Below are 13,471 nucleotides of genomic sequence, written 5' to 3'. Positions count from 1 at the left end.
CGTGCCGGCGCTCGGCCGGTCAGTGCGCGGGCGGCCCGACGGCGACGCTGCGTACGGTGAAGTGCTCCAGCATCGGAGCGCAGGAGCGGCACGGCGGGGCGTGGCTGCCGTGCGCCGGGTCGTCCTCCTCGCGGATGCGCACGGTCGTCATCCGGGCGCCCTTGAGCGACTTCCGGGCCTCCTGCAGGGTCATCGGCTTGCGGGCGGCGCGCTTGGAGCGCCGGCCGTCGACCGCGGCCAGGTGCTGGGAGAGCAGGACGGCCTCAGGGCAGCGGCCGGTGAACCGTTCGCGGGCCTCCGCCGGCAGGGTGTCCAGGAAGTCGGCGACCAGGTGGTGCAGCACCGGGCGGCGCGGGTCCTTGTCGCCCGCCAGGGTGTGCACCTCGCCGCCCTTGAGCGACAGCGCGGCGGCGACGGCGGGCAGCAGGCTGTCGCGGTGGTGGCGCAGCACGGGCGGGCCCGCCGGCTCACCGGTGGTCATCCGTCGTCCTCCTCCTCGTAACCCGGCATCGGCCGGAGTGACCGGGCCGGTCCGGGGCAAGCCTGTCAAACGGTACTGACAACCGCACAACCGGGGTGCGGCGGCGGCCGGTGCCGCGGCGGGCCGGCCGGCGGCCGCCCGATGCCGGCCGAACGCGCACCCGCCCGTCACGACTTGTCCGCCGATCTACCGAAACGGCCCCCGGGCCCGGTGCCCGGCCGGTACCGTTCCGGCAGCGAGCCGAAGGGGACGCGGCCGACCGTGCGGACAGCCGCCGGCAGCCCGACTCCGGTGCCCGCGTCGGACGTTGAGGCCGCCGGGGAAGGCCTGTCGCCCGCCCCGGCGCTGAGCGAAGGGGCTCGTGCGATGACGTCGGAACCGCAGGACGAGCACTGGCAGACCGCCAACCAGGCACCCGGCGGACACGTGCCCGCACCGGACGAGCCGCCCCGGCCGGTGCCCGAACACCCGGTGGGGCTGGCCGTGGTCGGGGCCGGCTACTGGGGCCCGAAGCTGGTCCGCAACGCGCAGCACACCCCGGCGCTGCGGCTGCACTGGCTGTGCGACCTGGACGAGGCCAAGGCCCGGGCGGTGCTGGGGGAGTACAGCACCGTCGGAGCGACCGACAGCTACCGGCGGGTACTGGCGGACGGGCGGGTCGGCGCGGTCGCGGTGGCCACGCCGGCGGGCGCCCACTACGCGCTGGTGCGGGCGGCCCTGGAGGCCGGCAAGCACGTCCTGGTGGAGAAGCCGATCACCACCTCCGCCGCCGAGGCCCAGGAACTGGTCGACCTGGCCGAGCGGCGCGGGCTGGTGCTGATGTGCGACCACACCTTCTGCTACACCCCGGCGGTGCGGCGGATCCGCGAACTGGTCCACGGCGGGGACATCGGGGACGTCCAGTTCTTCGACTCGGTGCGGATCAACCTCGGCCTGGTGCAGCCGGACGTGGACGTGCTGTGGGACCTCGCCCCGCACGACCTGTCGATCCTGGACTTCGTGCTGCCGCCCGGGGTCGAGCCGGTCGGGGTGTCCGCCCAGGGCGCCGACCCGATCGGGGCCGGCCGCGTCTGCGTCGCGTACCTGACGGTCCGGCTCAGCAACGGCGCGCTGGCGCACTGCCACGTCAACTGGCTCTCCCCGACCAAGGTCCGCACCACCCTGATCGGCGGCTCGCGGCGCACCCTGGTCTGGGACGACCTCAACCCGCAGGCGCGGCTGGCCGTGCACGACCGCGGGGTCGACCTCACCCCGCCCGACCGGCTGACCGACGCGATCCGGCACCGGGCGCTGATCTCCTACCGGGTCGGCGAGATGGTCGCGCCCGCGCTGGTCGAGCAGGAGGCGCTGCGCAACGTGATGGCCGAGTTCGCGGCCGCCATCACCGAGGGCCGGGCCCCGCTCACTGACGGCCGGGCCGGGGTGCGGGTGCTGCAGCTGCTGGAGGCGGCCTCGCTCAGCCTCGAACTCGGCGGCGCCACCGTCCCGGTGGGCGCGGCGGCCCGGACCGGGGCGGAGGTCGCCCGGTGAGCGGGCCGCCGATCGGGCCGGTGAACGGGCCGGTGCGCGGGGGCGCGGCGCGGGATCCGGCGCGGGATCCGGTGCGGGAGGGCGTCCCGCTGGTCGATCTGGCGGCGGCGCACGCCGAGGTGGCGGACGAGGTGCGGGCCGGCTTCGACCGGGTGCTCGCCTCCGGAGCCTTCGTCAAGGGCCCCGAGGTGGCCGCCTTCGAGCGCGAGTACGCGGCCTTCGCCGGTGCCCGGCACTGCGTGGGCGCCGCCAACGGCACCGACGCCCTCGAACTGGCCCTGCGCGCCCTGGGCCTGCCGCCCGGCAGCGGGGTGGTGCTGCCCGCCAACACCTTCGTCGCCACCGCCGAGGCCGTGCTGCGGGCCGGGCTGCGCCCGGTGCTGGTCGACGCCGACCCGGAGTACCTGCTGATGGACCCGGAGCGGGCCGCCGCCGCGCTGCCCGGCGCGGCCGCGCTGCTGCCCGTCCACCTCTTCGGCCAACTCGCCCCGATGGGGCCGCTGCTGGCGGCGGCCGACGGAAAGCCGGTGGTGGAGGATGCGGCGCAGTCCCAGGGCGCCCGCCAGCACGGGCGGAGCCGGTACGGGCGGATCGCGGCCACCAGCTTCTACCCGGGCAAGAACCTCGGCGCCTACGGCGACGCCGGGGCGGTGCTCACCGACGACGACGCCCTGGCCGGCGCCGTCCGGCTGATCGGCGACCACGGCGCCCGCGACCGGTACCGGCACGAACGGTTCGGCTTCAACTCCCGGCTGGACGCGCTGCAGGCCGTCGTGCTGCGCGCCAAGCTGCGCCGGCTGCCCGCCTGGAACGCCGCCCGCCGGGCCGCCGCCGCCCGCTACGACGAGCTGCTGGGCGGGCTGGACGGGCTCGCCCTGCCCCGCACCGCGCCCGGCAACGAGCACGTCCGGCACCTGTACCCGGTACGGATCGGCCCCGGCCGGGACCGCGACGCGGTGCTGGCCGAACTGCGGGCGGCCGGGATCGGCGCCGGGGTGCACTACCCGCTGCCGGTCCACCGGCAACCCGCGTTCCATCACCTCGGGCACCGCGAAGGGACGTTCCCGGTCGCCGAGCGGGCCGCCCGCGAACTGCTCAGCCTGCCGCTGCACCCCCACCTCACCGAGGCCGGGCAGCTGCGGGTGGCCGAGGCGCTGGGGCGGGCGCTGGGCGCGCGGTTGTGACGTCGGGGACGCTCCCGGGCGCGGCTCCGGGCAAGGCTTCGGGCAAGGCTCCGGACGGGTCCCGGGCAAGGCTTCGGGCGTGGTCCGGGCAGGGCTCCGGGCAAGGTCCCGGCCGTGCGCCGCCCCCGGGGCCCGCCGTCGCTCCCCCGTCGTCCGCCTGACGGACGGGGGGTTGAAGGCAGGCCCTAGGCTGGTGCCCAGCAGGCACCGTATTTGCAGCAGCCAGTGGGGGCTCCCAGATGACGACAGGTCGGCCCGGCGTCGCCGCCGCACCGAACGCGGCGTACGCAGGTCAGGTGGTGCACTTCCCGGACCCGGTCCGCGCGGAGCGGCACCCCGCCGGGGTCAGGGTGGACGAGTACGGCTTTCCGGACTTCGGCCCGTACGCCGCCGCCGCGGCCGAGGTGGCCGACCCGCCGGAGGGCTTCGGCGTGGACGAGCTGCGGCTGACCGACTACGTGTCGGCCAACGCCGCGCTCTACACCCAGGGCCACCCGCTCTGGGCCGACCTCCCGACCGCCGTCGCCACCCCGCCCGGCTGGACCTGGCACCACGCGGTCGGCCGGGCCGCCCCCGGCTGGCGGCGGATGGAGCTCGTGCCGGTCGAGGTCAAGGCGCTGCTGCGGCACCACGGCGGCCTGGCCACCTCCGGCGCCGACCACACCCGCCGCGGCACCCGACCCCTGCAGGAGCGCCGGGCGGTGCACTTCTCGCTGGCCGGGGACGGCGGCGACCCGATCGGCGTCCCCGAGGACCTGGTGCAGCGCGCCGAGCAGCGCCTCGGCTACCGGCTGCCCGACGCCTACCGCACCTTCCTCAAGCTGGGCGGCGGCCGCACCCCGGTCGGCGTGGCGCTGGACACCGAGCTCGGACTGCTGCTCGACCAGCCCTTCCTGACGCTCACCGAGGAGTACGGCACCGCGGACGTCGTGTACGCCAACAAGTGCCTGCGCGACCACCTCACCAAGGACTACCTGGCCGTCGCCTACGCCCAGGGCGGCCTGGTCGCGCTCAAGGTGCGCGGCGAGCGGACCGGCTCGGTCTGGTTCCACCTGCACGACGACGCCCGCGACACCGGCGCCCCGGAGGCCCCGGAGGACCGCTGCGCCCGGCTGCTGCTGCCCTGCGGCGAGGACTTCGACGCCTTCCTGCTGAGGCTGGCGGGCAGCCCGCCGGAGCTGGAGACGGTCGCGGAGCTGATGGTGGACGGCGGGTTCGCCCGGGCCGTCCCGATGGGCTGAGGCGCGTGGTCTCGGTGGTCGCGATGGTCGCGGTGGTGTCGGTGGAACGGGGGACGAAGAGGATGCGGACAGGGGTGAACCGGGCGTGGTGACGTACGCGCAGGCGCAGGAGCTCGCCGAGGAGTGGATCAACGGCGGGGTGCCGCGCTCGCAGCAGCGCGAGGTGCGGGTCCGGGAGTTCGACCTGGGCTTCGTCTGCTGGGCGGTCGCGCCCGCGGGCCCGGCCGAGGGCACGGGCGGTGCGGGCGGCGGCACGGGGGAGGCGCGGCTGGTGATCGCCCGGGACTCGGGCGCCAGCACGCTGTGGCCCGCGCTGCCCGTCAACGAGGTGGTCCGGCAGTACGAGGAGGTCTACGGGCGGCCGGTGGCGGCCAACCCGGCCGGGGCGGCGAAGCCCGCGCCCGGACCGGTGGAGGCCACCTCCTTCCTGCTCAGCCCGCCGCAGTGGCTCCAGGAGGCGGGGGCCGCGGCGATCGCGGCTGAGGCGGAGCGGCTGGGGACGGCCCCGGCCGGGCCGCAGGGTGCCGAGACTCCGGTCGCGGCCGCTGCTGCCGCTGCCGTGCCTGGCGCCGCCGCTGCCACGCCCGTCGAGGAGCAGCCCGTTCCGGCGCCGCAGCCCGTTCCCGCGCCGCTGCCCGCCCCGGCCGTGCTGACCGAGCCGCCGGTCTCCGGCCGGCCCGCCGGGGACGCGCCCACCATGCTCGCGCCGCCGCCCGGGCACGAGGAGCCGGTCGTCGCTCCGCAGCCCTCGCCGCAGCCGCAGGCCGTCGCGCCGGTGCCGCCGCCCGTGGCTCCGGTCGCCCCCGTCGCGCCCGGTGTGCCCGGTGTGCCGGGCCCGTCGGACGGGGCCGACGCCGCCACCGTCCTGATGCCCGAGGGGCTGCGGATCACCGGCTCGGACCTGCCCGGGCCCGCCGCGCCGGCGGGTGCCGAGGCCGCGACCATGCTGATGCCGCCGACGAGCGGCGGCCACGGCATGCCCCCGGTCCCGCCGTTCGCCGACCGGCCGCAGGGGGCGCAGCCGCCGTTCGCCGAGCCGCCGGCCGCCCCGCCCGCCCCGCCGGCCCAGGCCCCGGCACCCGCCCCGGCCGCCGAGCCGGCGCCGACCCTGCTCGCCTCGCCGGACGCCATGCCCGGGCTGATGGGCCTGCCGGGTGCCCCGGCCGCCCCGCCCGCCGCTGGTCCGCAGGCGGAGCACGCCCCGACGATGCTGGCCCCGCCGGGCGGCATGCCCGGCCTCGCCGGCCTGCCCGGTGCCCCCGTCCCCGGTGCCCCGGAGGGCGCCGCGCCGCAGGGCGGACTCGGACGCGGTGCCGGCTCGGTCCCGCCGCCGCCCCCGCCGGCCGCGCTGCGCGGTGGCCCCGCCGGTGCCCCCGGTGCGGGCGCCGCCCCCGCCGGACTCGGACGCGGTGCGGGTTCGGCCCCGCCGCCGCCCCCGCCGGCCGGGCTGAAGCACACTCCGGGCTCCGGTACGCCCGTCACCGCCCCGGCCGGTTCCGGCGGCCGCGGCGCGGCCTCCGCCCCGCCGCCTCCGCCCCCGGCGGGCCTGCGCGGTGGCGAGGCCCCGCCGGCCCCGCAGGGCGCGCCGTCCGCCGGCCCGTCCGCCTCCGGTACGGCGTACGAGGCGACCCAGCTGGCGGGCGCGATCGACCCGGCGCTGCTGGGCGGCCCGGCGGACCCGGGCACCCCGCCGTCCGGCGGTCCCGCCGTCCCGCCGCCGCCCGGCGGCCCGGCGGCCCCCGCCGCGCCCGCGGCCGGCTACGGCTACCCGAACACGGGCGGTGCCGCGGGGGTCGTCCCGCCGGCGGTGCCCGGTTCGCCGCAGGCCGCGCCGGTGCCCCCGGGGGTGCCCGCGGTCGGCCCGGGGTACTTCGCCGCGCTCAGCTACCGGGGCCCGGACGGCTCGGAGCAGAAGCTGCTGCACCGCAGCGAGCCCGGCACCCCGCACCCGGAGTGGAAGATCCTGCAGGACCTGCGCCGGCTCAACGTGCCGCCGGAGCAGGTGCTGGAGCTCTACACCGAGCTGGAGTCCTGCGACCTGCCGGGCGGCTACTGCAACCGCATGATCGCCGCGTCCTGGCCGAACGTCCGGCTCACCCACACCGCCCCGTACGGCCGCGACCACGCGTCCCGGCAGGCCGGGATGGCCGAGCTGCTCGACCACCTGGACGAGTTGCACCAGCTGGCGTCCGGCGCCCAGCGGGTCCGCCCGTTCCGGGTGCCGCCGCCCGCGCCCGGGACGGTCCAGGCGCTGCCGCCGCTCCCGCCGCAGCAGCTCGCCCAGGAGACCGGCGCCGCCTTCGGGCAGAACCTGTTCCGGTACGAGCAGCGCGCCGTCTCCCGCCAGGGCGTGCCCGAGCCGGTGTCCCAGACCCTGATGTGGGCCGGGCTGCCGCGCGACTTCGGGCCGTTCTTCTGGGCGCAGGCGCAGGAGGGCCGCCCGATCCCGACGCTCGCCGAGCTGGCCGCCGAGCGCGGCCTGGCCGCGGGCCCGGACTTCGGCGGCTACCTGGTGCTGGGCAACGACTACGGACGGCAGCTGTGCGTCCAGTACGGCACCGCGCACGTGGTGGCCGTGGACATCGAGGGAACCGGCCAGCCGCCCCGGTTCGTCAACAGCGGTGTACCGGAGTTCGTCCGCTCGATGGCCCTGCTGGGCCGGATGTGGCGGCTGCGGTACGGGCTGACCCCGGACCAGGCCGGTCGCTGGACGACCGACTTCCAGGCCCAGCTCGCCGCGATCGACCCGGCGGCCCTGCAGAACGCGGACACCTGGTGGGCCGTGCTGCTGGAGCAGTTCTGGGACGGCCTGCTGTAGCGGACCGTCGCAGGTCCTCGCAGGTGGGAGGGGTCGTTCCGGTGTCCGGAACGGCCCTTCCGGCATGCCTCCGCAGCTGTGCCTCGTTGGGGTTTCGCCCAGATCTGCGCAAAATAGGTCAAGAGGATGGGTCTATTCGTCTCGTCCTCGACATATTCCGGTCCGCACGACGACGGAATCCGGCCCGGGGCACCGAACCGGTTCCGGATCCGTCCGTTCCGTCCGATCATGGGCTCCGCAGCCCGCGAAACGAGGGGAAGAGCCCATGAGCGACGCCGTCCCCCAGTACGGCTTCACCCAGGCCCGCCGTGGCTACGTGCCCGAGCAGGTCGACCGAGCCCTCGCCGCCCTCACCGCGCAGCGTGACGAGGCGTGGGAACGGTTGAGCGTCCTGGGCGCCGGCATCCGGCAGATGGAGGCCCGGCTGGCCGACATCCGCCGGACTGCCGAGGAGGCCCCGGAACCCGACTACCAGGTGCTCAGCGAGCAGGCCGCCGGACTGGCCGCGATGGCCGAGAACGAGGCGCGCGCCGTCCGGGAGAAGGCCGAGCGCTTCGCCGAGGACCTGCGGGACGAGGTCTACGAGGCGGGGCAGGCCGCCGGCCGCGCCGCCAAGGAGTACAGCACCACGACCCGTACCGACGCGGACGCGGCCGCCCGCCGCACCGAGGAGCGGACCCGGGCCGAGGCCGAGGGCATCCGGTCCGACACCGACCGGGAGAGCCGTTCCGCCCGGGACACCGCGACCGCGTACGCCGCCAAGGTGCGGGTGGCCGCCGCCGAGGCCAGCGAGCAGGCCGAGGCCGAGCTGGCCGCCCGGCGCCGCAAGGCCGACGAGACCTTCGCCGCCGCCCAGGCCGCGGCCGACGCCGAGGACACCGAGGTCTCGGCGACCGCCGAGCGCAAGGTCAAGGAGGCGGAGCAGCAGCGGGAGACGGTGCTGAACCGGATCAAGCAGCTGGAGACGGACGCCCAGGCCAAGGCCGACAAGCTGGTCGAGCAGGCCCGCCGGGAGGCCGAGAAGATCAACGCGGAGAGCGAGCGCGAGCAGCGCGAGTTCGACACCCGGCTGGAGACGGTGCAGCAGCACCTGGACCACATCAAGGCCACGCTGGCCTCGCTCACCGGGGCGGCGGTCGGCCAGATCGAGCCCGGGGTGGCGGCGGCCGCCGTCGCGGCCGCCCGGGCCGCCCAGGACTCCGTCGGGACCGTCGTGTCCACCGCGGCGCCGGCGCCCCCCGCGCAGCGGGAAGCGGTCGTGGACGCGGTCGTGGACGCGGTCGTCGACGCCTCGCCGGTGGACTCGGAGGCGGACACCGGGGAGATCCCGGTGGCCGACCTGCGCAAGACCCTGACTCCCGCGGCTCCCGCCGGGGCCGAGGCCCCCGCCCGGGAGAGGTCGGCGACCGTGCTGCGGACGCCGGTGGTCGGCAGCAGTGCCACCAGGGCCATCGGCGGGCCCGTGGCGACCGGCCCGGTGCCGCCGAAGCCGGCCTCGGCGCCCGCCGAGGAGACGGTCGAGGGGACGGTCGAGGCCGAGGGAGCGGCCGATGGAACGGCGGAGGGAACGGCCGAGGCGAAGTCGGTCGACGGGCCGGCCGCTGCCGGGAAGGGCGACGGGCGGTCCTCGGAGGCCGAGACCCGGATCGTTCCGAAGATCATCATCGTGGACGACGGCAGCGACTACGCGACCCCCCACACGGTGAGCTACAACCGCCGCTGACCGGCGCGCCCGACCACGCGTCGCGAAGGCCCCGACCGCCCGGTGAGAGGCGGTCGGGGCCTTCGCTGGTGCCGGGCGCGCCCGGGCCCTCGGGCGGGAGTCCGGGTCGACGGGCGGGGCCTCGGGGCCGGGTCGACGGGCGGGGCCGGGGCCGGAGGTCGGGGAGGACGGGCGGGCTTCGGGATGGGACGGCGGTCGACGGGGTAGGTCCCCGGGAACGAAAGAGGCCGAGACCCGTGGCGCCCTCCAGGAAAGGGCGCCACGGTTCCCGGCGCTTGGGCGGGCGCCCCCACCCAGGGCCGCCCGGCCTCGCACCTCCGACCCCCATCGGGGGTGCGACAGTGCCCTCCACAGCCATCCCCCACGGTTGGGTGCGGCGGGCACGTTCACCATGGTGCGCGATCTCCATGGACGGCCAGTGACAGGAGTATGTCCAGTTCGTGGCGGATAGCCGTGCCCCGTTCGGGACGGCTCCCGGTTGGTTCGTCCACCGGCCGGTCCGGTGTTCCGTCCAGTCGTTCGTTCTCGGACGTGTTCCTGACAATCCGTGCGGGTGGCCGCGCGGATGCCCGGTGCTCCGGATCCCCTGCCGATTCCTATCGCCCCCTTTCGACCCCTTCCAGCCCCGGCGCGGCCCCGGCGCGGGTCCGGGACGGCCCCGGTCCGGCCTCGCCGAAGCCGTGGACCGCGTGCGCGTCCCTGCCGCGGCGTAGGCTGGAGACCCCCGGCCGCTCGGCGTGCCGGGCCGTTCGCGTTGCCCCGGCGGGCCTTCGCCGCCCCGGGGCAGCATCAGCCACGGGACGAAGAAGAGACCCCAGATGAGCCTGACCGGACTGCTCGATGTCGTCGCGCGGGACGCGGCGCTCGCCGAGGCGATCGAGGCGGCCACCGCCCCCGGAGCCGCGGCCGGTGGACGCCCCCACCTGGACCTGGTCGGACCGCCCGCCGCCCGGCCGTTCGCCATCGCCGCGCTGGCCCGCGCGCTCGCCGGGCAGGCCGCCGGGGACCGGGGTCGCCCGGTGCTCGCCGTCACCGCGACCGGCCGGGAGGCCGAGGACCTCGCGGCCTCGCTGCGCTCCCTGCTGCCCGTCGACGCCGTCGCCGAGTTCCCGGCCTGGGAGACCCTGCCGCACGAACGGCTGTCGCCCCGCTCGGACACCGTCGGGCGCCGGCTGGCCGTACTGCGCCGGATCGTGCACCCGCGGGCGGACGACCCGGCGGCCGGGCCGGTCCAGGTGGTGGTCGCCCCGGTCCGTTCGGTGCTCCAGCCGCAGGTCAAGGGACTGGCCGAGCTGGAACCGGTGGCCGTCCGGCGCGGTGAGTCGTACGACCTGGGGGAGGTGGCCCGCCGGCTCTCCGCCGCCGCCTACGCGCGCGTCGAACTGGTCGAGAAGCGCGGCGAGTTCGCCGTCCGCGGCGGCATCCTGGACGTCTTCCCGCCGACCGAGGAGCACCCGCTGCGGGTGGAGTTCTGGGGCGACGAGGTCGAGGAGGTCCGCTACTTCAAGGTCGCCGACCAGCGCTCGCTGGAGATCGCCGAGCACGGCCTGTGGGCGCCGCCCTGCCGCGAGCTGCTGCTCACCGAGGAGGTGCGGGCCCGGGCCGCCGAGCTGTCCGCCGAGCACCCCGGGCTGGCCGAGATCCTGGACAGGATCGCCGAGGGCATCGCGGTCGAGGGCATGGAGTCGCTGGCGCCGGTGCTGGTGGACGACATGGAGCTGCTGGTCGACGTGCTGCCGCTCGGCTCGGTCGCGGTGGTCTGCGACCCCGAGCGGGTCCGCACCCGGGCCGCCGACCTGGTGGCGACCAGCCAGGAGTTCCTGCACGCCTCCTGGGTCGCGGCCGCGTCCGGCGGGGACCGCCCGATCGACCTGGAGGCCATCGACGTCTCCGCCGCGTCGCTGCGCTCGCTCGCCGAGGTGCGCGAGCACGCCGCCGAGATCGGGCTTCCCTGGTGGTCCGTCAGCCCGTTCGCGACCAGCGAGTCGACCGTCGACGGCATCCCGGCCCGCGACGGAGTCGCTGCTTGGCACGGCGACGCCAACACGCTGACCCTCGGCATGCACGCCGTCGAGGCCTACCGGGGCGACACCGCCCGGGCGATCGCCGACGCCAAGGAGCGGCTGGCCGCCGACTGGCGGGTCGTCATGGTGACCGAGGGCCACGGCCCGGCCTCCCGGCTCGCCGAGGTGCTGGGCAACGAGGGCATCCCGGCCCGCCTGGTCGCCGACCTCGCCGATGCGCCCACCCGGGACGTCGTCCACGTCTCCTGCGGCTCGATCGAGCACGGCTTCGTCGACGAGAACCTGAAGCTCACGGTCATCACCGAGACCGACCTGTCCGGCCAGAAGTCCTCCACCAAGGACATGCGCCGGATGCCCTCGCGCCGACGCAACGCGATCGACCCGCTGGCGCTGGTGGCCGGCGACTACGTCGTCCACGAGGCGCACGGCGTCGGCAAGTACGTCGAGATGGTGCAGCGCACCGTCCAGGGCGCCACCCGCGAGTACCTGGTGCTGGAGTACGCCCCGGCCAAGCGCGGCCACCCCGGCGACCGGCTGTTCGTGCCGACCGACCAGCTCGACCAGGTCACCAAGTACGTCGGCGGCGAGGCCCCGACGCTGCACCGGCTCGGCGGCGCGGACTGGGCGAAGACCAAGCAGCGGGCCAAGAAGGCGGTCAAGGAGATCGCCGCCGACCTGATCAAGCTGTACTCGGCGCGGATGGCCGCCCCCGGCCACACCTTCGGCCCGGACACCCCGTGGCAGCGGGAGCTGGAGGACGCCTTCCCGTACGCGGAGACGCCGGACCAGCTGACCACCATCGCCGAGGTCAAGTCGGACATGGAGAAGTCCGTCCCGATGGACCGGCTGATCTGCGGCGACGTCGGCTACGGCAAGACCGAGATCGCCGTGCGGGCCGCGTTCAAGGCCGTGCAGGACGGCAAGCAGGTGGCGGTCCTGGTGCCGACCACGCTGCTGGTGCAGCAGCACTTCTCGACCTTCGCCGAGCGCTACGCGAACTTCCCGGTGAACGTGAAGGCGCTGTCCCGCTTCCAGACCGACACCGAGGCCAAGGCCGTGCTGGAGGGGCTGTTCGAGGGCTCGGTGGACGTCGTCATCGGCACCCACCGGCTGTTCTCCTCCGAGACCAGGTTCAAGGACCTCGGCCTGGTCATCGTCGACGAGGAGCAGCGCTTCGGCGTCGAGCACAAGGAGCAGCTGAAGAAGCTGCGCGCCAACGTGGACGTGCTCACCATGTCCGCGACCCCGATCCCGCGCACCCTGGAGATGGCGGTCACCGGCATCCGCGAGATGTCCACCATCACCACCCCGCCGGAGGAGCGGCATCCGGTGCTGACCTTTGTCGGGCCGTACGACGAGAAGCAGATCTCGGCCGCGATCCGGCGTGAACTCCTGCGCGAGGGCCAGGTGTTCTACATCCACAACCGGGTGGAGTCGATCGACAAGGCGGCCGCCCGGCTGAAGGACCTGGTGCCCGAGGCGCGGATCGCCACCGCGCACGGGCAGATGGGGGAGAACCAGCTGGAGAAGGTCGTCGTCGACTTCTGGGAGAAGGAGTTCGACGTCCTGGTGTCGACCACGATCGTGGAGTCCGGCATCGACATCTCCAACGCCAACACCCTGATCGTGGAGCGCGGCGACACCTTCGGCCTCTCCCAGCTGCACCAGCTGCGCGGCCGGGTCGGGCGAGGCCGCGAGCGCGGCTACGCGTACATGCTGTACCCGCCGGAGAAGCCGCTCACCGAGACCGCGCACGAGCGGCTGGCCACCATCGCCCAGCACACCGAGATGGGCGCCGGCATGTACGTCGCGATGAAGGACCTGGAGATCCGCGGCGCGGGCAACCTGCTCGGCGGCGAGCAGTCCGGGCACATCGCGGGCGTCGGCTTCGACCTCTACATGCGGATGGTCGGCGAGGCGGTGGCGGAGTTCCGCGAGTCGCTGGCGGGCGGCGGGGAGCCGGAGGAGGAGCCGCTGGAGGTGAAGATCGAGCTCCCGGTCGACGCCCACGTGCCGCACGACTACGCACCCGGCGAGCGGCTGCGGCTGCAGGCGTACCGCTCGATCGCCGCGGTCAACTCGGAGGAGGACATCCAGCAGGTCCGGGACGAGCTGGTGGACCGCTACGGCAAGCTGCCCGAGCCGGTGGAGAACCTGCTGCTGGTCGCGGCGCTGCGGCTGTACGCCCGGCGGTGCGGGATCTCGGACATCACCCTCCAGGGCTCCAACGTCCGCTTCGGGCCGGTGGAGCTGCGGGAGTCCCAGCAGCTGCGGCTGAACCGGCTCTACCCGCGCAGCCAGGTGAAGGCGGCGGCCCAGCAACTGCTGGTGCCGCGCCCGAGCACCGGGCGGATCGGCGGCAAGCCGCTGGTCGGCCGGGAACTGCTGGGCTGGTGCACCGAGTTCCTGTCGGCCATGTTCGACGACCTGGCGGGGGCGAAGAAGTAGACATCCGGAGGGCCTCCGTCCT

The 13,471-nt window shown here is 75.8% G+C and carries 7 protein-coding genes; 6 read left to right on the top strand and 1 reads right to left on the bottom strand.

Going from position 1 to position 13,471, the window contains the following annotated elements; genetic code table 11:
- Positions 1-19: 19 nt before the first annotated feature.
- Positions 20-481 (bottom strand): YwqJ-related putative deaminase, encoded by a 462-nt coding sequence (locus tag ACFVUY_RS31490; protein ID WP_359910045.1) that lies wholly within the window; start codon positions 479-481, stop codon positions 20-22.
- Positions 482-847: 366 nt separating this feature from the next.
- Here ACFVUY_RS31490 and ACFVUY_RS31485 point away from each other — a divergent pair, with 366 nt between their 5' ends.
- From ACFVUY_RS31485 to mfd, 6 genes are all read left to right on the top strand, one after another.
- Positions 848-2,011: a Gfo/Idh/MocA family protein gene (locus ACFVUY_RS31485; protein ID WP_387735662.1), complete on the top strand. Its 1,164-nt coding sequence runs from the start codon at positions 848-850 to the stop codon at positions 2,009-2,011.
- Entirely contained in the window at positions 2,008-3,195 is a 1,188-nt protein-coding gene (locus tag ACFVUY_RS31480; protein WP_387735659.1) for a DegT/DnrJ/EryC1/StrS family aminotransferase, read from the top strand. Before ACFVUY_RS31485 ends, ACFVUY_RS31480 begins: the two co-directional genes overlap by 4 nt.
- Before the next feature lie 239 nt (positions 3,196-3,434).
- A complete protein-coding gene (locus ACFVUY_RS31475; protein WP_387692582.1) occupies positions 3,435-4,436 on the top strand; it encodes an SMI1/KNR4 family protein in 1,002 nt (333 codons plus the stop codon).
- Between the two features lie 85 nt (positions 4,437-4,521).
- On the top strand, positions 4,522-7,254 hold the full coding sequence (locus tag ACFVUY_RS31470) for an SUKH-4 family immunity protein (protein ID WP_387735656.1): 2,733 nt from the start codon (positions 4,522-4,524) through the stop codon (positions 7,252-7,254).
- Positions 7,255-7,519: 265 nt separating this feature from the next.
- Positions 7,520-8,977: a hypothetical protein gene (locus tag ACFVUY_RS31465; protein ID WP_387735653.1), complete on the top strand. Its 1,458-nt coding sequence runs from the start codon at positions 7,520-7,522 to the stop codon at positions 8,975-8,977.
- Positions 8,978-9,795: 818 nt separating this feature from the next.
- Positions 9,796-13,449 carry a transcription-repair coupling factor gene (gene mfd, locus ACFVUY_RS31460; protein ID WP_387735650.1) on the top strand — a complete coding sequence of 1,218 codons (3,654 nt, stop codon included), beginning with the start codon at positions 9,796-9,798 and terminating at the stop codon, positions 13,447-13,449.
- Positions 13,450-13,471 lie beyond the last annotated feature (22 nt).

This window comes from Kitasatospora sp. NPDC058063 (genome assembly GCF_042885395.1).
Classification (GTDB): domain Bacteria; phylum Actinomycetota; class Actinomycetes; order Streptomycetales; family Streptomycetaceae; genus Kitasatospora; species Kitasatospora lactacystinica.
The sequence above is the reverse complement of the archived record's forward strand: the minus strand, read 5'-3'. Positions and strand labels throughout refer to the sequence as shown.

Bases quoted from the DNA above. Each gene is read 5' to 3' on its own strand.
- ACFVUY_RS31465 (WP_387735653.1), top strand. From the start codon at position 7,520: ATGAGCGACGCCGTCCCCCAGTACGGCTTCACCCAGGCCCGCCGTGGC.
- mfd (WP_387735650.1), top strand. From the start codon at position 9,796: ATGAGCCTGACCGGACTGCTCGATGTCGTCGCGCGGGACGCGGCGCTC.
- ACFVUY_RS31485 (WP_387735662.1), top strand. From the start codon at position 848: ATGACGTCGGAACCGCAGGACGAGCACTGGCAGACCGCCAACCAGGCA.
- ACFVUY_RS31475 (WP_387692582.1), top strand. From the start codon at position 3,435: ATGACGACAGGTCGGCCCGGCGTCGCCGCCGCACCGAACGCGGCGTAC.
- ACFVUY_RS31490 (WP_359910045.1), bottom strand. From the start codon at position 481: ATGACCACCGGTGAGCCGGCGGGCCCGCCCGTGCTGCGCCACCACCGC.